26 protein-coding genes and 2 pseudogenes are annotated in these 25,258 nt (G+C 69.9%); 6 read left to right on the plus strand and 22 right to left on the minus strand.

What is annotated here, in order from left to right; translation table 11 throughout:
• Positions 1–63: 63 nt before the first annotated feature.
• Positions 64–1,293 (minus strand): WXG100 family type VII secretion target, encoded by a 1,230-nt coding sequence (locus ACZ4SA_RS23625; protein WP_468277792.1) that lies wholly within the window; start codon positions 1,291–1,293, stop codon positions 64–66.
• A gap of 36 nt (positions 1,294–1,329) precedes the next feature.
• Complete coding sequence (locus tag ACZ4SA_RS23630; protein ID WP_468277795.1) at positions 1,330–1,740, minus strand: hypothetical protein; 411 nt, start codon at positions 1,738–1,740, stop codon at positions 1,330–1,332.
• Positions 1,741–1,980: 240 nt separating this feature from the next.
• Here ACZ4SA_RS23630 and ACZ4SA_RS23635 point away from each other — a divergent pair, with 240 nt between their 5' ends.
• Positions 1,981–2,907 (plus strand): hypothetical protein, encoded by a 927-nt coding sequence (locus ACZ4SA_RS23635; protein ID WP_468277797.1) that lies wholly within the window; start codon positions 1,981–1,983, stop codon positions 2,905–2,907.
• A gap of 1,136 nt (positions 2,908–4,043) precedes the next feature.
• Here the strand turns inward: ACZ4SA_RS23635 and ACZ4SA_RS23640 are convergent.
• A complete protein-coding gene (locus ACZ4SA_RS23640; protein WP_468277799.1) occupies positions 4,044–4,532 on the minus strand; it encodes an ATP-binding protein in 489 nt (162 codons plus the stop codon).
• Between the two features lie 269 nt (positions 4,533–4,801).
• Here ACZ4SA_RS23640 and ACZ4SA_RS23645 point away from each other — a divergent pair, with 269 nt between their 5' ends.
• Both ACZ4SA_RS23645 and ACZ4SA_RS23650 read left to right on the plus strand, forming a co-directional pair.
• The gene (locus ACZ4SA_RS23645) at positions 4,802–5,653 is read left to right on the plus strand and encodes a helix-turn-helix domain-containing protein (RefSeq protein ID WP_468277803.1); all 852 of its coding nucleotides are present in this window, start codon (positions 4,802–4,804) and stop codon (positions 5,651–5,653) included.
• Between the two features lie 13 nt (positions 5,654–5,666).
• The gene (locus ACZ4SA_RS23650; RefSeq protein WP_468277806.1) at positions 5,667–5,858 is read left to right on the plus strand and encodes a hypothetical protein; all 192 of its coding nucleotides are present in this window, start codon (positions 5,667–5,669) and stop codon (positions 5,856–5,858) included.
• 15 nt (positions 5,859–5,873) lie between these two features.
• Here ACZ4SA_RS23650 and ACZ4SA_RS23655 read toward each other — a convergent pair whose 3' ends face one another.
• The 12 genes and pseudogenes from ACZ4SA_RS23655 to ACZ4SA_RS23710 all read right to left on the minus strand — a co-directional run bounded on the left by ACZ4SA_RS23655 (position 5,874) and on the right by ACZ4SA_RS23710 (position 15,309).
• The gene (locus tag ACZ4SA_RS23655; RefSeq protein ID WP_468277809.1) at positions 5,874–6,482 is read right to left on the minus strand and encodes an OmpA family protein; all 609 of its coding nucleotides are present in this window, start codon (positions 6,480–6,482) and stop codon (positions 5,874–5,876) included.
• On the minus strand, positions 6,482–7,081 hold the full coding sequence (locus ACZ4SA_RS23660; protein WP_468277812.1) for a hypothetical protein: 600 nt from the start codon (positions 7,079–7,081) through the stop codon (positions 6,482–6,484). Before ACZ4SA_RS23660 ends, ACZ4SA_RS23655 begins: the two co-directional genes overlap by 1 nt.
• Before the next feature lie 28 nt (positions 7,082–7,109).
• Positions 7,110–7,721, minus strand: a complete 612-nt coding sequence (locus tag ACZ4SA_RS23665; protein ID WP_468277815.1) for a pilus assembly protein TadG-related protein — start codon at positions 7,719–7,721, stop codon at positions 7,110–7,112.
• Between the two features lie 8 nt (positions 7,722–7,729).
• Positions 7,730–7,954, minus strand: a complete 225-nt coding sequence (locus ACZ4SA_RS23670) for a hypothetical protein (RefSeq protein ID WP_468277818.1) — start codon at positions 7,952–7,954, stop codon at positions 7,730–7,732.
• A gap of 185 nt (positions 7,955–8,139) precedes the next feature.
• Positions 8,140–9,027 (minus strand): DUF5936 domain-containing protein, encoded by an 888-nt coding sequence (locus tag ACZ4SA_RS23675; protein ID WP_468278020.1) that lies wholly within the window; start codon positions 9,025–9,027, stop codon positions 8,140–8,142.
• A 38-nt stretch (positions 9,028–9,065) separates the two neighbouring features.
• A complete protein-coding gene (locus tag ACZ4SA_RS23680; protein WP_468277820.1) occupies positions 9,066–10,004 on the minus strand; it encodes a type II secretion system F family protein in 939 nt (312 codons plus the stop codon).
• Between the two features lie 179 nt (positions 10,005–10,183).
• Positions 10,184–11,518 (minus strand): annotated as a pseudogene (locus tag ACZ4SA_RS23685) (CpaF family protein); the annotation flags it as partial.
• Positions 11,515–11,979, minus strand: coding sequence for a TadE/TadG family type IV pilus assembly protein (locus ACZ4SA_RS23690; RefSeq protein WP_468277823.1), 465 nt, complete (start codon positions 11,977–11,979; stop codon positions 11,515–11,517). The pseudogene ACZ4SA_RS23685 and the gene ACZ4SA_RS23690, both read right to left, overlap by 4 nt.
• The gene (locus ACZ4SA_RS23695; RefSeq protein WP_468277825.1) at positions 11,976–12,353 is read right to left on the minus strand and encodes a pilus assembly protein; all 378 of its coding nucleotides are present in this window, start codon (positions 12,351–12,353) and stop codon (positions 11,976–11,978) included. Before ACZ4SA_RS23695 ends, ACZ4SA_RS23690 begins: the two co-directional genes overlap by 4 nt.
• Entirely contained in the window at positions 12,350–13,591 is a 1,242-nt protein-coding gene (locus tag ACZ4SA_RS23700; protein ID WP_468277827.1) for an AAA family ATPase, read from the minus strand. Before ACZ4SA_RS23700 ends, ACZ4SA_RS23695 begins: the two co-directional genes overlap by 4 nt.
• A gap of 7 nt (positions 13,592–13,598) precedes the next feature.
• On the minus strand, positions 13,599–14,312 hold the full coding sequence (gene cpaB / locus ACZ4SA_RS23705; protein WP_468277830.1) for a Flp pilus assembly protein CpaB: 714 nt from the start codon (positions 14,310–14,312) through the stop codon (positions 13,599–13,601).
• Positions 14,313–14,448: 136 nt separating this feature from the next.
• A complete protein-coding gene (locus tag ACZ4SA_RS23710) occupies positions 14,449–15,309 on the minus strand; it encodes a hypothetical protein (protein WP_468277833.1) in 861 nt (286 codons plus the stop codon).
• A gap of 302 nt (positions 15,310–15,611) precedes the next feature.
• On the opposite strand from ACZ4SA_RS23710, the gene ACZ4SA_RS23715 reads away from it, so the two are divergent.
• Complete coding sequence (locus tag ACZ4SA_RS23715; RefSeq protein WP_468277835.1) at positions 15,612–17,306, plus strand: chitinase; 1,695 nt, start codon at positions 15,612–15,614, stop codon at positions 17,304–17,306.
• 72 nt (positions 17,307–17,378) lie between these two features.
• On the opposite strand, the gene ACZ4SA_RS23720 is transcribed toward ACZ4SA_RS23715, so the two are convergent.
• Entirely contained in the window at positions 17,379–18,686 is a 1,308-nt protein-coding gene (locus ACZ4SA_RS23720) for an Nramp family divalent metal transporter (RefSeq protein WP_468277837.1), read from the minus strand.
• Positions 18,687–18,927: 241 nt separating this feature from the next.
• On the opposite strand from ACZ4SA_RS23720, the gene ACZ4SA_RS23725 reads away from it, so the two are divergent.
• Positions 18,928–20,265, plus strand: coding sequence for a M14 family metallopeptidase (locus ACZ4SA_RS23725; protein ID WP_468277840.1), 1,338 nt, complete (start codon positions 18,928–18,930; stop codon positions 20,263–20,265).
• A gap of 13 nt (positions 20,266–20,278) precedes the next feature.
• Here the strand turns inward: ACZ4SA_RS23725 and ACZ4SA_RS23730 are convergent, their stop codons facing one another.
• From ACZ4SA_RS23730 to ACZ4SA_RS23755, 6 genes and pseudogenes are all read right to left on the minus strand, one after another.
• The gene (locus ACZ4SA_RS23730; protein ID WP_468277842.1) at positions 20,279–21,040 is read right to left on the minus strand and encodes a hypothetical protein; all 762 of its coding nucleotides are present in this window, start codon (positions 21,038–21,040) and stop codon (positions 20,279–20,281) included.
• A 50-nt stretch (positions 21,041–21,090) separates the two neighbouring features.
• The gene (locus ACZ4SA_RS23735; RefSeq protein ID WP_468278022.1) at positions 21,091–21,270 is read right to left on the minus strand and encodes a GntT/GntP/DsdX family permease; all 180 of its coding nucleotides are present in this window, start codon (positions 21,268–21,270) and stop codon (positions 21,091–21,093) included.
• Positions 21,252–21,428, minus strand: a pseudogene (locus tag ACZ4SA_RS23740) (GntP family permease); the annotation flags it as partial. The gene ACZ4SA_RS23735 and the pseudogene ACZ4SA_RS23740, both read right to left, overlap by 19 nt.
• A 60-nt stretch (positions 21,429–21,488) precedes the next feature.
• Positions 21,489–21,893 (minus strand): RidA family protein, encoded by a 405-nt coding sequence (locus ACZ4SA_RS23745; RefSeq protein ID WP_468277845.1) that lies wholly within the window; start codon positions 21,891–21,893, stop codon positions 21,489–21,491.
• Positions 21,886–22,653 (minus strand): IclR family transcriptional regulator, encoded by a 768-nt coding sequence (locus ACZ4SA_RS23750; RefSeq protein ID WP_468277847.1) that lies wholly within the window; start codon positions 22,651–22,653, stop codon positions 21,886–21,888. Before ACZ4SA_RS23750 ends, ACZ4SA_RS23745 begins: the two co-directional genes overlap by 8 nt.
• Complete coding sequence (locus ACZ4SA_RS23755; protein WP_468277849.1) at positions 22,650–23,687, minus strand: sugar kinase; 1,038 nt, start codon at positions 23,685–23,687, stop codon at positions 22,650–22,652. Before ACZ4SA_RS23755 ends, ACZ4SA_RS23750 begins: the two co-directional genes overlap by 4 nt.
• Positions 23,688–23,816: 129 nt before the next feature.
• Between ACZ4SA_RS23755 and ACZ4SA_RS23760 the strand changes: the two genes are divergently transcribed.
• Complete coding sequence (locus tag ACZ4SA_RS23760; RefSeq protein ID WP_468277852.1) at positions 23,817–25,091, plus strand: alanine racemase; 1,275 nt, start codon at positions 23,817–23,819, stop codon at positions 25,089–25,091.
• Positions 25,092–25,258 lie beyond the last annotated feature (167 nt).

Raw genomic sequence — 25,258 nt, forward strand, 5'->3', positions numbered from 1 at the left:
TCGCAATCCACACCGAGCCAGAAGGCCCTCACCCATTTCAAGATCCCACGTCAGTGATCGCTGTCACCAACCTCCATGGACAGAACACCTAGGGCCGTGACCCATGGGCCCTCGGGACGTCATTCCTTCACCCCCGACAACGGTGCCACGCGGAAGCCCCTTCGCCGGGCCGCTGGCGGCGGGTGGCACAGGCCGTCCACCGGTGATGCCGTTGTCGCGGGGCAGACGTCCCGGCGTGCCGGTGTTCTGCGGCGTCCGACCGGGCAAAGAGGGTTGCCGAGGCCCACCTGTGCCTGAGCGTCCGGTGATCGGTGGAGTCGAAGGGGTGACTGTTTTGCGCCCGGGAGCCGGAGGTGGCACCGCAGGCGGCGCTCCTGTCAGGTCAGGTCGGCTGGCGGGCGTCTCAGCAGGAGGCAGCGGGCTCGTGGGCGCGGGTGGCGCCGAGGTCACAGGCGCCAGGTTGTCGAGTTCCATTCGTGTCGGGATCTCACGCCGACTGGGCCCGAACGCCACGTCGTCGGAGTATCTCGCCGACCGGGGCGCCTCGACGCTTGAAGAGATGGGAGACATGTCCCTCGACGACTCGGGTCCGGCCTCAGCTGAACCGGGCGCAGCCGACCCATCACCCGGCAACGCCCGATATCGGCCCGGGTCGCGCCAGTCACCGCCCAAGTACATCGCCGGCGGCGGAAACGTCGGCGGGGTCACGCTGTTGACCTGCTGGGCTGAGAACTCGTACGTCTGCGCCAGCTTCCGCAGCCGCAGCGCCGCCTCCCCCCGGGCCGCGTCGATGCGGCCCTGCGCGGCGGTCGCGTCGGACTCGGCCGAGCGAGCGGCGGTGCGGGCATCGGGGTCGTTGCGGTTGGCGGGGTCGGTGGCGGTCGCGAGGCTGGACTCCGCTTTGCGGAGCGCCCCTTGGGCCTGCGTCGTCTCCGACAATGGCGGCATCGCCGCCTTCGCCTCCGTGATCGCCTGCGACACCTGCTCCATCCAGCGCGACGCGACCTCGCTGTACTGCCCGAGCCGGAGCGTCGCGCTCGCCGTCTGACTGCCCCAGTCGCGGAACGCGTCGCCGCCCTCGCCGTGCCAGGGCAGGCCGGTGACGTGCGTCCTGATGTCCTCGCCGAGCTTGGTGATGGTCGACGCCGCCTTCGCCAGCTTCGTGGCGAGCGTGGAGGCCCCGGACGGGTCGGCGGAGGCCAGCAGGGAGATGAGCTGCTGGTGGGTCATCGACTCGAAGTCCGTGCTTCGAGGCTGCGGCTGCGGCGTCCTGCCGCCAGGCCGGTCTGTCATGTTCTCCCCCGTGGTGGTTCTGTGCCGCGCAGGCTGTCAGAAGCCCGTCTTCTTGTCGGCTTCCTTCTCGGTGGGCGCGTCCTCGATGAACGGGTCGCGGTTCCTGTCGTAGTACGACTCCACCTGGGCGTTGATGGCCTTCATGCGGGCTCGGATGTCGTCGTCGACGTCCTCGTAGCCCACCCGGGAAGTCTGGACGGCCAGGCCCATGCCCTCGATCTGCGCCCCGAGGACTTTGGACAGCTTGGTGAGCTCGTCGTGGACGATGCCGTACGACTCGAAGAGGAACTGGGCCTCCCCGAGCTCGGGTGCGCCGAGCTGAGCGCGGCGGAGGCGGTCGTCGCCCATCCTGCCGGGGGCCGCCTCCGAGCCGTCGAGCTCAATCAGGAGCTTGTCGACCCGGGTCTTGAAGGCCTTCATCTTCTCGGCCTCGATCTTCAAGGCCATTTGCGGATTCACCGCGTACAGACTGTCGAACGACTGCCCCGAATCGGGCGATGTCGTCCCGTCTCCCCCGTTGCTCACAGCGCCTCCCCGTTGTCACAACGCGCCGCAGATCATCCTATCTTGGCTGCGTATCGGCCTTCACAGCGGCAATTGAGCCAACATCAGGCACCTCCCCCGACCGGTCGCAGGTTGTCCACAGGGGGGTGCGAACCGTCGGTCGGATCACGGAACCTGGCCGCCATGAGGGACTTGACGAATCTGGCGCACAACGGCGTGCTGCTGACCTCACAGGCACTGGCCGTCGGCTGGCCGCCTCGTCAGCTCACCCGGCGGCTTCGCAACGACGGCTGGCTGCAGATCTACAGGGGCGCGTGGTCAGCACCGGGCGTGGCCGTGGACTGGCGCCTGCGGGCCCGAGCGATGCAGATACTGAGGCCTCATCTGGTCTGCAGCCACACCGCCGCCGCTGCACTGCACAGGATCGAACTGCTGGGGAACGGCCCTCATTCCGGCCTGCTGGAGTTCAGCGCAACGTATCGCGGCTCAACCGACCGGCCGCCGGGCGTTCGTGTGCAAACGACGCGTCTCACCGACACGGACCGGACCGTGCGGAAAGGGCTGGCCGTGACCACTCCCGCACGAACGGTCGCCGACCTCCTGCGCGCCGGACCTCGTGATGACGCTGTCGTCGCCGCGGACTCCGCCATGTCGCGTCGCCGAGTCGCGGGCGTGATCCGCCCGGCCTTGGTGACCCCGGCCGGCATCATGGCCGAGCTCGCCCCGCCCCTGCGCGGGGCGCAGCAGGCGCGGCGGTGGGTACGCCTCACAGACCCGGCGGCCGGGTCCCCGGCAGAGACCTTTGCCCGTTTACGCATGCACGACGCCGGGCTGTACCCGGAGTCGCAGGTCGTGCTGCGCACACCAGGTGGCAGCACCCTCCGCCCTGACTTCCTCTTCCGTCGCGAGGGGCTGGTCGTCGAGATCGAGGGCTATGCCTTCCACGGCACGCGCGCAGCTCACGAGCGAGACGTGCGGCGCTTCAACGAGCTGTCCGGCTGTGAGGGCGTACGGCGCGTGCTGCGATTCACGGCGAACGAGGTCTTCTGGAGGCCGACGGCGGTCCTCGCGTCGATCCGCAGTGCGCTGGCGGACCTCTCCCGGGAATGATGCCGACCGTCGAAGCAGGCCGGGTTGTTCGGTATGGCGTCTTACGGGTCCGGTCGCGGCCCGGTCCGCTGGTTCTGCGTGGACGCCTCCTGGATCGGGCCCGGTTGCCCGGTTGATGTGGGGCCGCCCTCCTGGTCTTGATGGTCGCGGCTCCGGGGCGTGCGTCAAGGGCGCTTCGGTCGTTCCTCCCTCCGCGTCGCCTGCGGCGATTGCGCTTCGCTCCACCCTTGACCCCCGCCCCTCCGCCGCTGGAAACGCTCTCGGGAGGGCGGCCGGGGAAGGTCCACCCATCGGGCCGTCCGTCGCGGGCCGCCGTGGGGGCCCGTCGGCTCGTGGACCTGCGGGACACGCGGCGGTGGTGTGGGGCGGCCCGGCTCGGCTCAGCGACTCACAGTGGTCGGGAGGCTGCGCTTCATGCCTGGCTGGTCACGGTCCGGGAGGCCGTAAGGCGGGCCCTGAAATGTCGAGCGGGTTCGTCGGAGCGCCCCGGTGGTGCAGCAAGGGAGAACAAGGCGGGCAAGCAGAGATTATGGAGTGCCGATCTGGAGTTGTGGGCACTTCGAGACACCTTCTGCCCGCATCGCCCCGACCCGTCGTCCCAAAGTGCCCACAACTCCAGAACCAGGCTGGATGCCCGGAGTAAGGGTGCCCGGCACGCCCCCGGGCGTCCCGACACGGGGGCGGGCCCCGACCCTCTGAGACACTGGCCGCCGAGACCGCTCCACACCTCCCCGGGCCGTGAGCGGGGCATGCGCCTCGACCTGCCCCTCGCCCGCAGTCGCTGAGCCGAGCCGGGCCGCCCCATGCCACTGTCGCGTGCCCCTCAGGGCCCACCCTCCCGCAGGCCCCTACGGCGGCCCGCGACGGCCGGCCCGATGGGGGACCCTTCCCCCGGCCGCCCTCCCAGGTGCGTTACCAGCGGCGGAGGGGCGGGGGTCAAGGGTGGAGCGAAGCGGAATCGCCGAAGGCGACGCGAGGGAGGAACGACCGAGCGCCCTTGACGCACGGCACGGAGCCGCGACCATCAAGACCAGGAGGGCGGCCCCACGCCACACCGGACGACCGGGCGGGCCGGAGCGCGCTCGGGTCGCGCCTATGGACTGGAATGCCGTCGGGCCGCGCCTTGGTGGGGGGCGTCATCGGGGCAGGAGCACCCAGGACTTGGTGCCCTGGTGGGGCGACTGCGTCCGGCAGATGCCCCACGTCCCGCCCCAGTCGTCCACGACGGCCGCGAGCAGCCAGAGCGCGTGCAGTCGGCGGTCCTCGCAGGCGGAGCGGGCAACTGGGTCCGCGTGGCGCGCGTGCTGGTCCCAGACGACGAGACGCAGGGCGTCGTCGCGTTGGCGGAGGGAGAGGTAGACGTCGTCGGTCGGCGTCAGGCGAGTGGCGACGGCGATCAGTTCGGAGGCGGCCTGTACGGCGGGGAACGTGAAGGCGTCGAGGCGGTGGGCATGGAGGGCGGAGGTTACTGCGGCCCGGCCCACGGCCACGCTGCGGGCAACGCCGGGGAGGGTCAGGCTCAGGGCCGAGCCTGACCGGCGGTGCGCATCGGGAGGTACGGCCGTACGCATGGGGCGGCGCGGAGGTACGGGGCAGAGCGCGGCCGGTCGGAGGGTGGAAGGCATGGCGAACTCCAGGGTCGTGGTGTGCTTTTGGCTCGCTCGAGTGGTGGCCTGTCTCCCTGACGCGGGCCTCCCCCTCCCAGGGATGGAGGTTCGGGCAGGCACACGTGATGCACTTCCGACTCGGCGTTGCATGAGCTGTGCGGCATTCAACCTAGGGAATTGCGTGGCACATGTGCCACCTAGATGAGAGTAATTGCCACTTTGGAGTGGACCGGCACGCATGTACGGCGGCAGACTGATCCCCGACCGACCGCCCACGAAGGGGCAGCATGCCGACACGAGCCACACCGACGGAACGCCAGAAGCGGCTGGGCGCCGAGCTGAGGAAGATGCGCACAGCAGCCGGGGTGACGACGGAGTACGCGGCAGGGCTGCTGGGCATCGACAGGACCAAGATCTCCAATATGGAATCGGGAGTCCGTCAGTTCGCCCCTGAGCGGGTACGAACCCTCGCGTGCAACTACGAGTGTGCTGACCAGGGTTACGTGGACGCGCTGATCCACATGGCTTCAGCAAGCGAGCGGGGCTGGTGGGACCAGTACCGCGGCACACTTCCCCAGGGCATGCTCGACATCGCGGAACTCGAATGGCACGCCGACCGCCTGCACACCATGCAGGTAGTTCACGTACCCGGCCTACTCCAGACAGAGGACTACGCACGCGCGGTCTTCGGCGCAGTACTCCCGCCGCTGTCCCGGTTGGAGGTAGAGCTGCGCATGACTCATCGGATGCAGCGCCAGAAGGTACTCGAGCGTGAGACACCTGTACCGTACGTCGGTTACGTCCACGAGGCGGCACTACGGATGCACATCGGTGGCACCCAGGTCATGCGGGCACAGCTCGAATACCTGCGCTCCGTGTCCGAACGCGACTGCATCGCGCTACGAGTCGTCCCGGTCGAGAGCGGAGCCTTCCCCGGTGCGGGGCACGCCATCCTCTATGCGGAAGGCAGCGTGCCTCAACTGGACACCGTGCAACTCGACTCCGCCCACGGCCCCGACTTCATGCACGCCGAGGCCCAACTGGCCAAGTACCGGACCCACCTGAGCTGGATGGACGGCGCTGCCCTCCCGTCCGACCAGTCGCGGGACTTCATCCACTCCATCGCACGCGACCTCTGACAGGGACGACGACATGACTGGGATCAACTGGGAAGACGCCTTCTGCGGAGAGGGCAACAATTGCTTCCGCATAGGCACCGACGCCGAAGGCAACGGCTACATCGCCATAGCCGGCCAGGAGGACCGCCCCCTCACCGACAACCGTGAGGCCCTGCGGACCCTGATCCGAGAGATCAAGGCCGGCAAGGCCGACCACCTGCTTTAGCGGCAAGCCGGGGGATCACTCCCGCGGGAACGACACCTCCACCCGCCGGTTCTTGCGGCGGCCCTCCTCCGTCGTGTTGCTCGCGATGGGATAGTCCTCGCCGTAACCGCGGATCTCGTACGTGATGCCCTCGGCGCTCAGCTGCTGGGACAGCACACTGTGCACAGCGTCCGCGCGCTTCTTGGAGAGTTCTTCGCCGTGGGCCTCCGAGCCGAGATCGTCGGTGAAGCCGAAGACGCGGACCTTCTTGGCACCCTGCGTCTTGACCTCCGCGGCGATGGCGGCGATACGGGCCGTCGCCTCGCCCGAGAGCTTCGAGCTGTCCATGCCGAACAGCACCTCGGCCTGGAGCGCGAACTTCATGTCGGAGTTGGTCTCCTCGCGGCGCTCCTCGCCGCTGATGTCTTCGACGACGGACTTGATGTCGATGACCTTGGGGTCGGCGAGCGTCGCACCCTCGGGAAGCTTCAGATCCGAGTCGTTGGCGTCGATCTTGACCGGCGCCTCGGCGGGCGGCGCAGCGTACGGGCCGTCGTCGGCGAAGGCGTCGCCCGCGGCGAGGAGGCCGAGGGAGAGCGCGCCGGCAAGGACGAAGGCGGTGGCGGTCCTGGTCGTGGCGCTCATCAGGACAGCTCGATCGTGGTGCTGGGGAAGCCGGGGAACTGGAGGGCCAGCTCTGTGGTGTCGGCAGGCGGTGCGGGAAACTGGGCGAAGAAGGCCAAGGTGTCACCGGCCTTGATGAGGTTGCCGTAGGCGTACGTCGTGAGCGGCCGGTTGTCGGTGTCGCGCAACACGTAGTACCGCTTCTTGCCCTTCGAATCGACCAGTGTCATCGCGGCAAGCGAATTGCCTGTAGCGGCTACGGCCTGCTCCATGCCGTTCCAGTTGACCGGGACGGTGAATCCGGCCGAACTGACGTTCTTGAACTGGCCATCCACGGTGAGGAAGCCGCCGTCATCACGTCGCGCCGAGAACACGGCCATTTCAAGCCCCTTGTCCCCCTTCACCGTCGCGATGGGTTCACTGGGCGTGCTGGGGGCTGCCTCTGGTGCGGTGCTGCCCTTGTTTCCGCCGTCGGAGCCGGAAGGAGCGGACGAAGCGGATCCGTTCGAGTCAGTCTTTTCGCCGTCTCCACCGCACGCCGACAGAGAGAAGATCAAGGCGGTCGACAGCAAGGCGGCCGCCCCGGCCCGGCGCATGGTCCTCATGTGCCGCATGCTCATCAATCCTGTTCCTTTGCATTCATCAGGCTCAGTCCTCAGCCAGTCGGACGGTGAAGAGGTCTGCCATGTCGGGCAGTAGATCCAGATTCTCGGGGTCTATGACCCAGTCCTCGGAGTCGCAGCGCAGTGTGCCCGGGGACGGCCTCTGCTCCTCGTCCTCATCGGGCTCGGGGGCTTCGATCTCCTCGGCTGCGAAGGTGCAGCGCGGTTCGACCACAGCGGTGGCGGTGGCTGCGGCGTGTTTGCTCTCAGTTCCTTCGATGACGCTGCTGCCCATCGACTCCCGGGATTCGACGTCGACAGTGAAGCCCCAACGGCCGTCGCTCAACGGCACGCAGTCGTCGTAACCGGCCACGGCGTCGTTCCGGGTGGCGAAATCCACGGCGCGCACACAACCGTCCGGCGTCTCGGCCGGTACCTCGCCGTCGAAGATGGCCTCAAGGTCGTCGAGGACATCCGCGAGGTCCAATTCGTCTCTGGACTCCTGGGCTGCGGCCAGTGCTGCGGCATCGGCTGCGGTCTGCGCGCCGTTGCGCGTCACGTCGGCCTGCCCGAAGGCGAGATACACGAGGACGAGAAAGAGCAACCCGACGACCGCCGCGATGTAGAGCGGAGTGGCCTGCCCGGTGTCCTCGTGCACTGACGGAATCAGCCGCCTCCCCCACCGGCACCTCCTCCGCCGCCGCCGCCGCCGAGAACCGAATTGATCTTCTCCCGGAAGGTGTTGGCGATGTCGTTGCCCACGTTCGTCTGCAGCAGCAGCACCACGATCGCCACCACCAGAATCGTGATCCCCACGTACTCGATCGACCCCTGCCCCCGGTCCCTGCGGAGCCTCATCGCGGTCACGACCCTGAGGCCGAAGTCCTTCATGGCGTACCCCTCGTTCCCCTTCGACGGACCGCTGGTTCATGTCGGTCCGGCCTCCCTCGCCGCTGATCACTCCTTGGAGTCTCCCGGCTACACCCAGGCCTCCGGGGAGAATCTCCCACATTCGCTTGCGTGAGCGAAGAGTGTTGGGCGAATCACCCCTGAATCAGCCCTCGATCGACTTCCGGTCACCCCCCGAATATCGCGCCGAAGTCGACGTCCGCCGCGTAGTAGAAGCCGGCCACGATCAGGATCATCGTTCCCGGCAGCATGAAGCTCGTGACGATCAGCGTCGCCTTCGGTACTGCCTTGGCCGCCTTGCGGCGGGCGTTCTGGGCGTCCGTTCTGCGCATGTCGTTGGCGATCTGGATCAGGGTGTCGACGATCGGGGCGCCCAGCTCCTCGCCCTGTTGGAGCGCGGAGACGAACATGGACACCTGGTCCGACTCGTTGCGGCGGCGCAGTTGTTCGAAGGCCTCGCGGCGGCCCATGCCCATGTCCATCTGGCGGAGGGTGATGCGCAGTTCGTCGGACCAGGGGCCCTCGTACTTCTCCGCGACGCGTTCCAGGGCCTGGCGGAAGCCGAGGCCGGCGGAGACGACGACCGCGAGGACGTCGAGAAAGTCCGGAAGTGTGCGCTCGATGTCGTCGCGGCGGCGGGCGATGGCCGCTCGCAGCAGCACGTCCGTCCAGAACAGGCCGTAGAGGAGGAAGAGAACCGCGAGGACGACGTGGCCGTTCATCAGCATGCCGAAGGCGACGAGTGTGCCGAGGCCGCCGTAGACGGCGCGGCGGGCGGCGTAGCGGTCGACGGTCAGGCCGCCGGGGTTGCCGGCCATGTCGAGTCTGCGGCGGACGCGGTCGACCCGGCGCGGGCCCATCAGTCGCAGGACGGAGGGGGCCCAGCGCACGCCCATGCGGTCGATGGCCATGCCGGGGTAGCTGGTCCGGGTCGCGCCGACCTCCAGGGCGACGGCGAGGTCGCCCGGCAGCTTTGCCTCGGCCCGGTACATGCGGATGCCGTGGAAGACTCCGCAGACGGCCACGCCGAGTACGGCGGCCAGGGCGAGTCCCAGCATGTGTGCCTCCCTCCAGGTGGGTCGGGTCTCGGGCGTCAGATGCGGACGCGGGTGAGTCGGTTGATGAGGACGAAGCCGAGTGCGTACAAGCCCGCGGCGATCAGCACGGCGATCCGGCCGCCCAGTGCGCTCGTCATGTCGTCGAGCGCTCCGTCCCGCATACCGTTGATGATCAGCAGGAATCCCGTACCGAGCACCGGTACCGCCACCGCGGTGACCTTGACCTGGGAGAGCAGGGTGGTGACCTCGCGCCGGGTCTCCTTGCGCTCCTCCAGGGTTTCGGTGAGGTTGCGCAGGGAGGTGACGATGGTGCCGCCTGCCCGGTTGGAGAGGATCAGGGTGGTGACGAGGACGGTGAGTTCGCGGGACGGGAGGCGTTCGACGAGTTCGCCGAGCGCGTCGTCGAGGGAGCGGCCGAGCTCCAGTTGGTCGGCCACCCTGCGCAGCTCCTCGCGGGCCGGGTCGTCGAGTTCCTCGACGGCCATGCCGATCGCGGTGCGCAGGGCGAGACCGGCCTGGGTGGCGTTCGCCAGGACACGGGTCAGTTCCGGCAGCTGGTTGATGAAGGCCTCGGTGCGCTTCATGCGCTGCCAGTTGAGGAAGCCGTTCGCCCCCCAGAGGCCGATGAGCACCGCCAGCAAGCCGAAGAACGGTGCGAAGACGGCGCTCATGAGGCCGTACAGGGCAAGCAAAACGGACGCCGCGTAGACGGCGTACTCACCGGCGGTGAGGTCGAGGCCGGTCGCCGAGAGGCTCCGTTCGATGCGCCTGCCCAGGCGTGTACGGCGCAGTCTGCTGTCGACGGCCGCGAAGCGGCGTCGCCGGCCGCTCTCGATCGCGAGTGGCCCGGTCTGCGTCATGCGGTCCACGAGGGCCTGCCGCTGCGCCTGTCCGGCCGACCATGCGCGTACGCCGAGTACGGCGAGCACGCAGCCGAGCAGCGTCACGCCGAGGGTCAGGAGCGGGAGGTTCACCGCGGACCCTCGCCCTCTTGCGGTTCGTGGTTGTCTCGCACCCCGTGGCTGTCTTGCACCACGTGGCTGTCTTGCACCACGTGGCTGTCTTGCCGGTCGGGGCTCACTTGCGGGTCGGCGCTCCCACGCAGGTCGGGGCTCACTCGCAGGTCGGGGGCCGGGCTCAGGCCCGGCGGCGTGCGGGTGGCGAGCTGCAGCAGGGAGTCGGCCACCCCGAAAGCGGGCGGGATCGCCTCACCCGCCATGTAGAGGCGCTCCGCGACGCGGCGGGGCAGCGGGCAGTAACGGAACCGCCCGTGCACGCGCCCGTCGCCGGACGGCGGCTCCGCCTCGAAGCGGCAGACGGTCACGAAGCGGTAGTCCTCGCGGCCGTACGAGTCGACGACCGCGATCTCGGTGATCTTGCGGGCTCCGTCGGCATGCCGGGTCAGCTGGACGATGACGTCGACGGCGCTGTTGATCTGGTCGTGGATGGCGACGAACGGCAGCTCGACCTCCGACATGGAGCTCAGCGTCTGAAGCCGCATCAGCGCGTCTTCGGCGCTGTTGGCGTGGACGGTGGCCAGCGAGCCGTCGTGACCGGTCGACATGGCCTGGAGCATGTCGAGGGTCTCGCCGCCACGGACCTCGCCGACGATGATGCGGTCGGGCCGCATGCGCAGGGAGTTGCGTACGAGGTCGCGGATGGTGATCCGGCCCTTGCCCTCGACGTTGGCCGGGCGGGACTCCAGGGTGATGACATGAGTCTGCTGGAGCCGGAGCTCGGCCGAGTCCTCGATGGTGACGATGCGTTCGCCGTCCGGGATGAGCCCCGACAGGGCGTTGAGGAGGGTGGTCTTCCCGGTACCGGTGGCGCCCGAGACGATCACGTTGAACTTGGCGCGCACCAGGCCCGCGAGCAGCATCAGGATGTGCTCGTCGAGGGTGCCGAGGCCGATCATCTCCTGGAGGGTGAAGGCACGCGGGAAGCGGCGGATGGTGAGGATCGGGCCGGTCAGGGAGAGCGGCGGGATGATGACGTTGACGCGTTCGCCGGTGGGCAGGCGGGCATCGACCATCGGGTTCGCCTCGTCGACGCGGCGGTTGACGGTGGAGACGATGCGCTCGATCGTCTGCATCAGCTGCTCGGTGGAGGAGAAGCGCAGCGGCAACATCTCCAGCCGGCCGGCCCGTTCGACGAAGACCTGCTCGGGGCCGTTGACCATGATCTCGCTGATCGACGCGTCCTCGAGGAGCGGTTCGAGGATGCCGAGGCCGAGCGCCTCGTCGACGACGCGGCGGATCAGGTGCGCGCGTTCGCCCGTGGACAGGACCGGGCCCTCGCGGCTGATGATGTGGCCGAGTACGCGCTCCAGGCGGGCGCGGCGCTCTCCGGCGGCGAGGGTCGACATCTCGGCGAGGTCGATCTCCTCAAGGAGCTTTGCGCGGTAGGTGCCGACGAGCCGGCTCTCCTCGCTCCGGTCGTTCGCCGGCCCGGGGCCGTCGATGCGCTGGATGCGTGCCCGCAGGCTCATCGCGTCAACTCCTCGTCGAGGGGCATCGTGGCGCTCTTGGTGACCGAGCCGAAGCCGATGCCGGGGACCACGCTCGGGATGACGACAGTGGCGTCGGCGGTGACCGCGTCGCCTTCCGGGCGGGCGCTGATCTCGGCCCGGAGCCATGAGCTGAGCGCTTGCCGGCCCGCCGCCTCGGGGCTCGTCGTCGCCTCGCCCTGCGATGCCACCCGCGCGGCCGCCCGCGCCGCCGTGCCCGCCTGCTGGGCCGCATACACGGCGAGGCCCACCTGCACCGCGATCGTCATGACGAAGAGGAGCAGGAACAGCCAGCCGCCGTACTCGATCACCGCCTGGCCGCGGTCGTCGCGTATCGCCGCACGCTTCCCCGGACGCGCATCCTCATGCGGCGGACGCGCATCCTCGTGCGGCGGACGCGCTTCAGCATGGGGCGTGATGCGCACGTCCTCATGGGGCGTCATGGGCCGTCCCTCCGCTCGGTCGCCGCGGCGGCCCGGCCCTTCACCGTGATCGGCAGGTTGACGCCGGGGAACAGCAGCGGCACGTCGAGGGCGACTTCCGCCGTGTAGAGGTCGCCCGCCGGTCCGCAGTCGACCGTGGCCGACCATCCGCCCGTCACGTCCTCCCGCGCGGCCCGCGCGCACGCCGCCGCGCCGCCGCCGTCCGCGCGCGACCCGGCGGCCACCGCCTTGTCGGCCGCGTTCCCCGCCAGGACGAAGGTGTAGCCGACCAGCGCCGACTGCCACAGCACGGCGAGCGTCACCAGGATGATCGGCACCATCCCGGTGAACTCGATGACCGACTGGCCCCTGTCCCCCCACCTGCGGCGGTTCATTTCGCGCGCCCGTGCCGCCGGCCGCCACCGAAGCGGCCGCCGTTCGCTCTGGCTTCCCCCGGCGTGTCCTTCACCAGCCCCAGCTCGCCCGCCAGCCCCCACAGGGCCTGCTTGACGGTCGACTTGGCCTCGAGGTCCTGCATGCGGCCCGCGTCGACGACGCCCTGCAGCTCCTTGAAGTTCGCCGGTACCGCCGAGCGCGCCACCCTGGTGGCGGTGATCTTCGAGATCAGCGCGGGCTGGATCTCCGTGCCCCGCGTATGGCGGTTGACGACCGTGACGGTCTCCTCCGCCTTGCGGATCTGCAGCCTGTCCCAGAGCCGCACCATCCGCTTGGTGGCCCGCACGGTCACCACGTCGGGGGTGGTGAGCAGCAGTGTCGTGTCGGCCAGCTCGATGGCGGCGGCGTTGGCCGTGCTCATGTGCGTGCCGCAGTCGACGACGACGACCTCGTAGCGCTGCCGGAGCGCCCCGACGGTCTGCCGGACCAGCCGGTCGCTGACGTCCTCGGCCCGTTCGCCCTCCGCCGGGGCGAGCAGCAGCGCCACGCCCGTCTCGTGGTTGAAGACGGCGTCCTGCAGTACGCGCGGGCCGATGTCCTGGATGGCGGCGAGGTCCACGATGGAACGCCGGAACTGCACGTCCAGGTACGAGGCGATGTCGCCGCCCTGGAGGTCGAGGTCGACGAGGGCGACGGTGTGGCCGGAGGCCGCGGACGCCAGGGCGAGCTGGATCGCGGTGACCGTCGTGCCGACGCCGCCCTTGGCGCCGCTGACGGTGACGACGGTGCCGCCGGGCCCGCCGAGCGGCGCCTCGGGCCCGTGCCCGAGGTGCCGTCGTACGCCCGCCGCCCAGCCGGCCGCCCCTTGGACGCGCTGCGCCAGTTCCTCGTACGTGAGGGGGAGGCCGACGAGGCCGCGGGCGCCGGAGTCCATCGCGGCCGAGTACAGGCCGGGGCTGGTGTCGGCGGTGACGAGGACGACCCCGACGGCGGGGAAGCGCAGGGCCACGTCCCGGATGAGCTCCAGGGCGGGTACGGGTCCGATGAGTTCGTGGACCAGTACGACTTCGGGGAGTTCGTCGAGCGACTGGGCGGCGAGCCGGGCCAGCATGTCGACGAGCGAGGTGGAGTCGCCGACCGGCGGAACCGGTTCGGCGTCGGGGAGCCGGCCCAGGAGGCTGGTGAGGGACCGGGCGGCGTCGGGGTCGCCGACGGCGGGGAGGATACGGGTCGTCATCCGGCCCTCACTTGTTCTTGTCTTCTGAGAGGTCGTAGCTGCCGTCGCCGGGCCGCAGGGTGGTGGGGCTGCCGTCGGGCAGCAGCGCGAGGCGCACATGCTCGGCGAAGGATTCGGCGTAGGCGACGCGCTGGGCGTCGGCCGTGTTCAGCGCGAACGTGATGGGGACCGCCTCCCGGGGGCCGTTCGCGCGGTCGCCGCTCTTGCGGTCGAGGGCTGTCAGTTCTCCGACGTCGATGACCTTCGCGTTGGCGACGATGAGCCGGGACTGGTCGGTGTCGGAGTCGTTCTGCGCGGCGAAGGTGGCGAAGATGTTGACCAGGTTGCCGGGGCGGATCTTGCCGGCCACACCGGTGGCCGCGTCGATCATGATGGCGATCTCCTGCTGGCCGCTCTCGAGACGCGGCTTCTGCACGATCATGTCGCTCTGGAGCAGCGATCCGCGGCGCAGCTCGGTGACGGCGGTCTTCCCTTCCAGTACGCCGAGATCGGTCACCGCACTGCGCGACAGCCAGCGTTCGGGCATCGAGATCTTCTCGAACTGGTCCGCCTCGAGTGGTGTGTACGGGGCTATGTCCGCTTTGACGCGGTAGGCGGTGACCTCGGGGCCGACCTTCGAATTCACGTCGGCCATCACCGTGAGCACACCGGCGAAGGCGGCGATGCCGCAGACGACCGAGAGCAGTATCAGAAGAACACCGCGGCGCTGCCGTGAATTCATGGGCGGGGCTACCTCGTTCGATGGCGTGGGACGGGTGGTGGCGCGGGGACGGACGGTGGTGTGGGACGGACGGTGGTGCAGGACGGACGGTGGTGCAGGACGGACGTCAGTGCTCACGGCGCGCGGCGGGCCGCGGTCACGGCCCCGCGGTCAGGGCCCTGGTCGCCGCGGTGCGGCTCGAGGCTGCCGTCAGGGGCGCCGAGCAGAAACCGCAGCGGTCACCGATCAGTTGGATGCCGCACCATGTGCACACCTCTCGCCGTACGGAAGCGACCAGTTGGTAGAGGACGGAGATGTCCGGGAGGTAGGCGGCGAACTCGATCAGCCGGGGCGTACCCCACCAGCGCGGGGAGTCGGCGGGCAGCGGTGCCTCCTGAACGTGCTGGACGCGCCAGGCCGGTGCGAGGGTGTCGGTCACCCACTCCGACTGGAGCTGCCCCCGGGCGAGGAGCAGCCGGGTGGCGAAGTCGGGGCCCGAGAGTTCGCCGCTGCCGAGCCTGACCAGCTGGGGTTTCGGGTTGGCCAGCACGCCGAACTGGGTGCCGGGCATCCATGACTTGGCGTGGGACTTGAGGCTGACGTCGATCCGGTCGAGTCTGGCGACGGAGCCGAGCAGGGCGCCGGCGTGGACGTAGTGGGACAGCAGCCGGGCGGCGGAGGCGACGATCCCGGCGCTGAAGTCGCAGATGGACAGCTGCCGCATCTGCCGTGCCAGTACGGCCACACCGAGCGGCGGCAGGTCGAGCCCGAGGAGGGCTATGCGGTCGCTCTCCAGCACGGCGCGGATCGTGTGCAGCCGCTGTTCGTGGGCGGCAGGGAGGCAGGCGGGGTAGAGGACGACGACGTAGCCGTGGTGGTCGATCAGCGCGGTCATCTCGTCGAGCGCCGCGTCGAGGGGCTGGACGTCCGGGGAGTGGATCAGGGCGGCGGTGGGCGTCTGGTGATCCGTCGGCGGTAGCACCAGGTCGGCGCTGGTGACTGCTATTGCGGTCGGCACGCTCGTTCCCCGTTCAGCTCCGGACACCGGGGTGTCCGGCGGCCGCAGATCCCTATTGCTCCGTGCTCGTGCTGCTCGGTGTTGCTCGTACTGCTCCGTGCTCGCTACTCCGCGTTTCCGCATGAGCACTCTAGCCACGACTGCCCAGGCAGAGAACACCGCGCCGAGGACGAATCACGGCCAGAGGCCTTGACAACCAGATTGGTCTGGACCAGCTTTACTGCCCAACGGTGGCCACCGTCCGGCACACACCCCCGCCCCATCTCATCCCCACCCCCCAACTCCCCCACCGGAGGCCGCAAGTGGACCGCACGACACGCTCACGGAGATGGCTCGGCGCCGGTCTGGCGCTCGCCGTCGGCACCGGGCTCACGCTCATGGGTACCGCAGGGACCGCGCAGGCCGCCGACATCAACGTCGCCAAGAATGCCGGTTTCGAGTCGGGGCTCGCCAACTGGACCTGCTCCGGAGGCGGCGCCGCCGCCTCGTCGCCGGTGCGCAGCGGCGCCGGCGCCCTGGAGGCCACGCCCGCAGGCCAGGACAACGCCAAGTGCGCACAGACCGTGGCGGTCAAGCCCAACTCCACGTACGCGCTGAGCGCATGGGTGCAGGGCGGCTACGCGTATCTGGGCGCGAGCGGCACCGGGACCACCGACGTGTCCACCTGGACGCCGCCCAGCAGCAGCTGGACCAAGCTGAGCACGTCCTTCACCACCGGCGCGAACACCACCTCGGTGACCGTCTACACCCACGGCTGGTACGGACAGGCCGCCTACCACGCCGACGACGTGAGCGTCTTCGGCCCCGACGGCGGGGGCGGCGGCGACCCCGACCCGGTGGTTCCCGCCGCTCCGGGCGCGCCCTCCGTCGGCGCGGTCACCTCGTCGTCCGTCGCGCTGAGCTGGGGCGCCGTCTCGGGCGCGACCGGCTACAACGTCTACCGCGACGGCGCCAAGGTCCAGTCGGTGTCCGGCACCTCGGCCACGGTGACGGGCCTGGCCGCGAACACCTCGTACCAGTTCCAGGTCACCGCCACGAACGCGGCGGGCGAGTCGGCCAAGTCGGCGGCGGTCGCCGGCCGGACCGGCGAGGGCGGCAACCCGGGCAACCCGGCGGTGCCCAGGCACGCGCTGACCGGTTACTGGCAGAACTTCAACAACGGCGCCACCGTGCAGAAGCTGCGGGACGTGCAGTCGCAGTACGACATCATCGCGGTGTCGTTCGCTGACTCGACCGCGACGCCCGGCCGGATCGTCTTCAACCTCGACCCGGCCGTCGGCTATGCGTCCGTCGCCGACTTCAAGGCCGACATCGCCGCCAAGAAGGCCGCAGGCAAGTCCGTGATCATCTCGGTCGGCGGCGAGAAGGGCAACGTCACCATCAACAGTGACGCGTCCGCCACGGCCTTCGCGGACAGTGCCTACGCCCTGATGCAGGAGTACGGCTTCAGCGGCGTCGACATCGACCTCGAGCACGGCATCAACTCCACGTATCTGACGAAGGCGCTGCGCCAGCTGTCGCAGAAGGCGGGTGCCTCGCTCGTGCTGACGATGGCGCCGCAGACCATCGACATGCAGAACACCGGCACCGAGTACTTCAGGACAGCGCTCGCGGTGAAGGACATCCTCACCGTCGTCAACATGCAGTACTACAACAGCGGCTCGATGCTCGGCTGCGACGGCAAGGTCTACTCGCAGGGCTCGGTCGACTTCCTGACGGCGCTCGCCTGCATCCAGCTCGAAGGCGGACTCGACGCCTCCCAGGTCGGCCTCGGCGTTCCCGCCTCCACGCGGGGCGCGGGCAGCGGCTATGTCGACCCGTCCGTCGTGAAGAACGCCCTCGACTGCCTGACCCGCGGCACGAACTGCGGCTCCTTCAAGCCGTCGAAGACCTACCCGGCGCTGCGGGGCGCGATGACCTGGTCCACCAACTGGGACGCGACGGCCGGCAACGCCTGGTCCAACGCGGTCGGACCGCACGTCCACAACCTCCCGTAGCACCACCCCCTGAACGCCGAGGGCCCGTACCGCCGCTCCCCCGGTGGTACGGGCCCTCGGCGCACGCGGGTCTCACCAGGGCAGGTCACGCACCTGCTGCACGCACAGCACGATGAACAGCAGCCCGGCGGCGGCCAGCATCACATTGCTCAGGATGCCGTTGCGCCACTCGGCCGGCGTCCGCGAGGAATTGAGCAGCCAGATGAGTGTGAGCGCCAGGAACGGCATGAAGAACGCGCCGAGCACGCCGTAGGCGACGACCAGTCCGAACGGCTGGTCCAGGAAGAGCAGCGCGATCGGCGGGAACGTCAGCCACAGCAGATACGCGCGGAACGCGAGCGAGCGCTCCTTCCGGCCGGCGGCGACCTCCCGGGCCGTGCCCTCGCCGGACGGCGCGCCCTTGCGGTCGCGTCGAAGCCGCTCGACGAAGTCGGCGAACATTAGGCTCACGCCGTGCCACACGCCGATCAACGACGAGAACGAGGTCGCGAAGAACCCGACCAGGAAGAGCTTCGCCGTCACCGCGCCGTACTGGTCCTCCAGGACCACCCCGAGGTCGATCAGCCCCCTGTCGCCCTTGGTGAGCGCGAGGTTCGAGGCGTGCAGCAGCTCCGCGCCGATGATCAGCATCGCGACGACGAAGACGCCCGTGGTGACGTAGGCGACGCGGTTGTCGAGGCGCATGACCTTCATCCAGCCGGTGCTGGTCCAGCCCTTGGCGTTCACCCAGTAGCCGTAGGCGGCCATCGTGATGGTGCCGCCGACGCCGCCGATCAGACCGAGGGTGTAGAGCAGCGACCCGTCCGGCAGCACGGGCACCAGGCCTGCGAAGGTGGCGCCGATGTCGGGCGTGACGCGGATCGCGACGTACACGACGACCACGAACATGATGCCGATGAGCACGGTCATGGCCTTCTCGAAGACGGCGTACCGGTTGAACCAGACGAAGACGAGGCCGATCAGGCCGGTGATGACCGCCCATGTCTTGAGGCCGGGACCGTCCGGCCAGAGCGCCACGATCGGCAGGGCGCTGGAGGACATGGCGGTCGCGCCGTAGACGAATCCCCAGACGACCACGTAGACGGCGAAGTAGACCGTGGTCCACTTCCCGAGGGAGCGCCAGCCCTCGAACAGGGTGCGCCCGGTCGCCAGGTGCCAGCGCCCACACGCCTCGGCGAGCGAGATCTTGACGACGCAGCCGATGACGGCCGCCCACATCAGGGTGTATCCGAACTTGCTGCCCGCGATGAGTGTCGCGACCAGGTCGCCGGCCCCGACTCCGGTCGCCGCGACGACGATTCCGGGCCCTATGTACTTCCAACTCGACTTGCGCGGTACGGAGAGCGCCCCCTCCGTGCGGTGTTCGGTGGTGTCTGCCATGGCGCTGCCGCCTTCCCACTTGTCCCAGGTGGTGACTCGGTCACCCAAAGCGGTGCGCAAGTGATCGCGCAAGGGGTGTGCCCCACTTCATCGGCACCCGAACGAATGACCAAACATCTCCTTGACCAGTTCATGCCATATCGAAAGGATGTGCACGACCGCGCGGACTCACGCGGCGCGGTCACCCGGACCACCCGCACGTCGCACAGAACCCCCCACGACTCCCCACCCAGGAGACAGCATGCGACTTCGCATCCGGGCGAACCGCAGGAAGGCCGCCACCCTCGCGGCCGCCCTCGCGCTCGCCGTCGCCGCGCCCATCAGCGCCGGCGCCTCACCTTCCGCGGACCGGCCCGCTCCCGCCGCCGCCGAGGAGGAACAGACCAGGCAGTACCAGATCCACGGGCCCGACACCGTCGCCGCCCGGACCGCCGTCGCCCGCACCGGGGTGTCGATCGACGAGGTGGACGACCACACCGTCGTCGTCAGCGCCGATGCCGCCCAGGCCCGGCAGCTGCGGAGCCTCGGGCACACCCTCAAGGCACTGCCCGCCCCGCCCGAGCGCAGGACCACGGCCGCCGTCGAGCCGTTCGACTTCCCGTCGGGCGACTCTCGGTACCACAACTACGCCGAGATGAACGCGGAGATCGACCAGCGCATCGCCGCCCACCCGGACATCATGAGCAAGCGGGTCATCGGCAAGAGCTACCAGGGCCGCGACATCGTCGCCATCAAGGTCAGCGACAACGTGGCGACCGACGAGAACGAACCCGAAGTGCTCTTCACCCACCACCAGCACGCGCGTGAGCACCTCACCGTCGAGATGGCGCTGTACCTGCTCCGCGAGTTCGGCGAGGACTACGGCAGCGACTCCCGGGTGACCAACGCTGTGAACGGCCGCGAGATCTGGATCGTCCCCGACCTCAATCCGGACGGCGGCGAGTACGACATCGCCACCGGGTCCTACCGCAGCTGGCGCAAGAACCGGCAGCCCAACTCCGGCTCCTCGAGGGTGGGCACCGACATGAACCGCAACTGGAACTTCAAGTGGGGCTGCTGCGGCGGCTCCTCCGGTTCCCCCGGCTCCGAGACCTACCGTGGCCGGGCCGCCGAGTCCGCTCCCGAGGTGAAGGTCGTCGCCGACTTCGTGCGCTCCCGAGTCGTCGGGGGCAAGCAGCAGATCAGGACGGGCATCGACTTCCACACGTACAGCGAGCTGGTGCTGTGGCCGTACGGCTACACGACGGCCGACACCGCCCCGGGCCTGACCCGGGACGACCGCGACGCCTTCGCCGCGGTCGGACGGAAGATGGGCGCGAGCAACGGCTACACCGCCGAGCAGGCAAGTGACCTCTACATCACGGACGGGTCGATCGACGACTGGCTGTGGGGCGACCAGAAGATCTTCGCCTACACCTTCGAGATGTACCCGGCGGGCTTCGGCGGCGGCGGCTTCTACCCGCCCGACGAGGTGATCGAGCGGGAGACCAGCCGCAACCGCGACGCGGTGCTCCAACTGCTGGAGAACTCGGACTGCATGTACCGCTCCATCGGGAAGGAGCAGCAGTACTGCTCCTGACCCGTCCGGGCCGTCAGACCCCGCGGCCCCCGAGATAGAAGCCGAGCACAGGCGCGATCTGCGTGCACCATTCGCGCAGTCGCGCCTGTCGCCGTGCTCCGACGCGGCACTCGTAGAACATGCCGTTCATATGCACAACACCGACCAGGAGGCAGGAGCCGCGGGAGGTGTGGTGGACCGTCTGGATCTCGGACCAGGCGAAGTCGGCCCGCCTCCCCTCCTGGTCGAAGGCGACACCGGTCGCGTCGACGAGGACCGCGTTGCGCGCGTCGGCGGCGAGGAACTCGGGGCCCTCGGGCACGACGGGCGGAGCGGGCGCGTACACCGGCGGCGCGTACATCGGGGGCGCGTACAGCGGGGGCGCAGGGGGATGCACCGGCAGCGGCGGGCCGAAACCGGGGGGCGGCGGGACGGGTTGCGCCGGGGCGGGTGGGGACGCGGGCGGCATGGACGCGGGCAGCGGGATCGTCTCCTGCGGCCGGTCCGGGTCCCAGGCCGGCAGCACCGTGGCCATGCGCCGCCGGAAGTCGTCCTCGGTACCGGCCTCGTACAGCGGCAGGAACATCGGGTTCGAGCCGAACTGCCAGACGGCGCCCGTGCGTTTGACGACAAGATCGGGCCCACTGCCGGGCAACGGCAGAGCGCCGCCGCCGAAGTGCGCGTCCGGCTGGGTGTTGACCAGATAGGCGAACCCGCCGTCCGTGATCCGCTGCTCGGCGTACCGGGGGCCGTACTTTCCGCGCACCCAGTCACGGACCTGTTCGAATGTCAGCACGCACCGAGCGTAGCCCGGCAGGTGCCTGCTTCCGTCAGGCACCTGCCGGATCACTCCATCGACTGCCCTGCCGACGGTCCGACGACCAGGCTGAGCGCCGCCGCGGCCACAGAACCGGCCACCGACAGGACCGACTCCAGGACCGTCCACGGCTTCAGGGTGCCCCGCTCGGAGATGCCGAAGTACTTCGAAACGATCCAGAACCCGCCGTCGCCGGAGACGGCGAGCAGCGCGACGAACGGCTGCAGCCGACCTTGGTGGTCAGCGGCAGGAGCCGGGCGATACCGAGAGCGGCGACGGTCGGCAGACCCGCGGTGCCGTCGGTGAGCGTGAGCAGCCCACCGGTGTGGGGAGCGGGTGGTGGCGGCGCATCAGCGGCAAGGAACATGCATTTCGGTTTTTGGCAAGGGAGGAGCGCCGTGCCGTACAGCGGGGGGATGCAGCAAGATCAGTCCAGGACTGCCAGGGCGTCGATCTCGATGAGCAGGCCGGCGGGGAGGCCGACGTAGACCGTCGTACGGGCGGCGGGGGCGGCCGTCAGGTCCTTGAAGTACTCGTTGTAGATCTCGTTCATCTCCGCGAAGTGGTCCACGTCCGTGAGGTAGACGCGGATCATCATCACGTCGTCCCAGCTCGCGCCGCCCTCCTCGAGGATCGCCTTGACGTTGGCGAAGGTCTGGAGGGTCTGCTCGCGCAGGGTCGGGCCCGCCGGGGTGGGCGCCCGGCCCTCGACGGCCGGGAGGAAGCCGACCTGGCCGGCGACCTGGAGGATGTTGCCCTTGCGGACCCCGTGGGAGAAGGTGGCGGGCGGCGCGGTGTGGGTGCTCGGGGTGAGGGCGGTCTTCTCAGTCATGCGCGTGCTTCCTGTCGGAGGTCTGTCCTGAGTACTCCCGGGTGATGGCGTCGGCGGTGCGGCGCACGAGCGGGAGCAGGGTGAGGAGTTCGTCGGCCGTGACGACGACGTTCGGTGCGGAGACCGACATTGCGGCGACGACCCGGCCGTCCGCACCGCGGACGGGAGCGGCGATGCAGTTGATGGACTCCTCGTGGCCGCCGAGGTCGGTGGCCCAGCCCTGCTCGGCCACGGTCGCCAGCTCCTTGAGGAAGGCGGTGGCGTTCGGGATCGAACGGGACGTGTACATGGGGAAGTCGAGCTTCTCGGCGACGGCGCGCCGCTCGGCCTCCGGCAGGTCGGCCAGGAGCAGCTTGGCCACGGCCGCGACGGTGATCGCGACGGGCTTGCCGATACGGGAGTACATCCGGACCGGATAGCGGCTCTCGACCTTGTCGATGTAGAGGACCTCGCTCTCCTCGTACACGGCGAGATGGACGGTGTGCCCGATCTGCTCGTTGAGGGCGACGAGGTGGGGGTGGGCGATCTCGCGTACGTCGAGGTTCTCGACGGCCTCCTGGGCGAGGGCGAACAGCCGGGCGCCGAGGCGGTAGCGCTGGTCCTGCTGTCGGTAGACGAGACCGTGCTCGTGGAGTGTGCGCAGCAGCCGCAGGGCGGTCGACTTGTGCACACCGAGGCGTTCGGCGACCTGTCCGAGATCGGCCGGCCCCTCCGCGAGCAGCGGAAGAATGCTCAGCGCGCGGTCGACGGTCTGACTCATGGCGTACCTGCCTCCTGGTCCTGGCCCGTCCACCCGGGGCCGAGGTGCAGTCTCCCCCAGGCGTCGTCCTCCAGGGCGACGAGCCGGTCGGCGTGCGCGGCGGAGGGCGGGACCGCGAGGTCGGCGTCGACGGTGAGTGCGGCGGCGGCCCACAGATGCCCGTGCCGCAGCCGCTCCCGCGCGCTCAGCCCGCGCAGCGTCGCGGACAGGAACCCGGCGGCGAAGGCGTCACCGGCCCCGACGGGTGCGCTGACGGTGACGCGGGGGGCGGGGGCGTCGGTGACGGTGTCGGGCGAGCCCGCGGCGCGGCGGTCGTACACCACCGCTCCCGCCGCGCCACGCTTGACCACCAGCACCGCCGGCTCCGGCAGAACGGCCCGGACCGCGTCCGCGCGCCGCACTCCCCACGTGTCCTCGGCCTCGTCCTCTCCGACGAACACGATGTCCGCCCCGCGCGCCAGATCCAGCAGGACCTTCGCGTCGGCGGGGTCCCGCCAGAGGCCGGGGCGGTGGTTGACGTCGAACGAGACGAGAGGGCGGTGGTCCCGCCGTGCGGTGAGGTCGCGCATCAGGTCGAGGCAATGGGACGACAGGGCCGCCGTGATGCCGGAGAGGTGCAGCATCCGGCCGGACCGCAGGGCCTCGTACGACACGGTGGTGGGCGACATCGCGGACGCCGCCGACCCGGCGCGGTAGTAGAGGACCTCGTGCGCGTCCGTCGCCCGGTCGGTCGCCGTGCGGAAGTAGATGCCTGTGGGCCGTTCCGGGTCGCGTGTCACCGCGGAGGTGTCCACCCCGTAGGCGGCGATGGCCCCGGTCAGGTGGTCGCCGAAGCCGTCGGCGCCGACTCGCCCCACCCAGCGCGTACGGTGTCCCGCCGCTGCGAGCGCGCAGGCCACGTTGGACTCGGCGCCGCCGATGCCGCGTACGAACGACGGCACGTCGGCGAGACGCCCTGCCCGAGTGGGCAGGAACGTGACCATGGACTCGCCGAGGCAGACGACGTCCACGGGTCCGTGCACGCTCGCGGTCATGATCGCGGGGGCTCCTCGCCGGTCGGTCGCCGGGCCCATTGACCCGGTGTCGGCTCGGATGTTAGACAGCGGTACGCGAAATACGCAATGGGTGTTGCATAGACTGCAACGCTATGGAGGAGGGCTCCCATGGCTGCCGACCACGCCGTCGCACGGCTCGCCGATGAACAGGTCGACCACCGCTTCAAGGCGCTCCCGCCCGATGCCGACGGCCTCACCGTCGGGGAACTGGCAGCCGCTCGCCGCAACCTGTTCACCGGCGGCTTCACCACCCCCGTCCTCGCCCTGTCCGCCGAGTCCGTCGAGCACAATCTGGCCCTGCTCGAGACCTACTCCAAGCGTCACCGGCTCGCCTTCGCGCCGCACGGCAAGACGTCCATGTCCCCGCAGCTCTTCGAGCGCCAGCTGGAGCACGGCGCCTGGGGCATCACGGCCGCCGTGCCGCACCAGGCCCGCGTCTACCGCGCGTACGGGATCCGCCGGATCTTCCTCGCCAACGAGGTCGTCGACGCCGCGGCCCTGCGCTGGATCGCGGGCGAGCTCGACACCGACCCCGAGTGCCGCTTCATCACCTACGTGGACTCCGTCCGCGGAGTCGAGCTGATGGACGAGGCCCTGCGCGGCGTCTCGCGCCCCCTGGAGGTCGTGGTCGAGCTCGGCGCCGGCGAAGGCGCCCGCACCGGGGCCCGCACGGATGCCGACTGCGCGGCCGTCGCCGACGCGGTCGCCGCCACCGGCACGCTGCGGCTGGTCGGCGTCGCCGGCTACGAGGGCGAGGTCCCGCAGGCCGACGGCGAGCGCGTACGGGACTGGCTGGGCCGACTCGTCGCGCTCGCCGCGGACTTCGACAAGGCGGGCCGGTTCGACGGCACCGAGGAGATCGTGATCAGCGCCGGCGGCAGCGCGTGGTTCGACGCGGTCGCCGACGTGTTCGCGGACATCCCCGAACTGTCGTTGCCGGTACTGAAGTTGCTGCGCTCGGGCGCGTACGTGTCGCACGACGACGGCCGCTACCAGCATCTCACCCCCTTCAACCGGGTCCCGGAGGAAGGTGCGCTCCAGCCCGCGTTCCGTCTGTGGGCCCAGGTCGTCTCACGGCCCACCGCCGAGCAGGCCTTCGTCAACGCGGGCAAGCGGGACGCGGCGTACGACCTCGACCTCCCGGTGGCACAGGCCGTCCGCGACGCCCGCACCGGCGAGATCCGCCCGGCCGACGGCATCACCGTCTCCGCCCTCTCCGACCAGCACGGCTGGGTCCGTACGACCCCGGAGGCGGACCTGGAGGTCGGCGACTGGGTGGGGATGGGGCTGTCGCACCCGTGCACGTCGTTCGACAAGTGGCAGCTGATTCCGGTGGTGGAGGGGAACGGGACGGTGACGGACTTCATCCGCACGTTCTTCTGACCCTGCGGGGCGTTTTCCCCCACCCCTCCCCGCTGCACCGGTGTGCGGCTCCGCCGTGTGGGGGGCAAGCCCCGGACCCGATGCCGCGCTCCGCGCGGTGTCCTCGATCTCCCCCTGCGGCCTGGCGGCCGTGGGTGGGGGTACCTCCCACGGCCGCCAGGCGTTGG

The organism is Streptomyces sp. NPDC027962 (assembly GCF_055566095.1).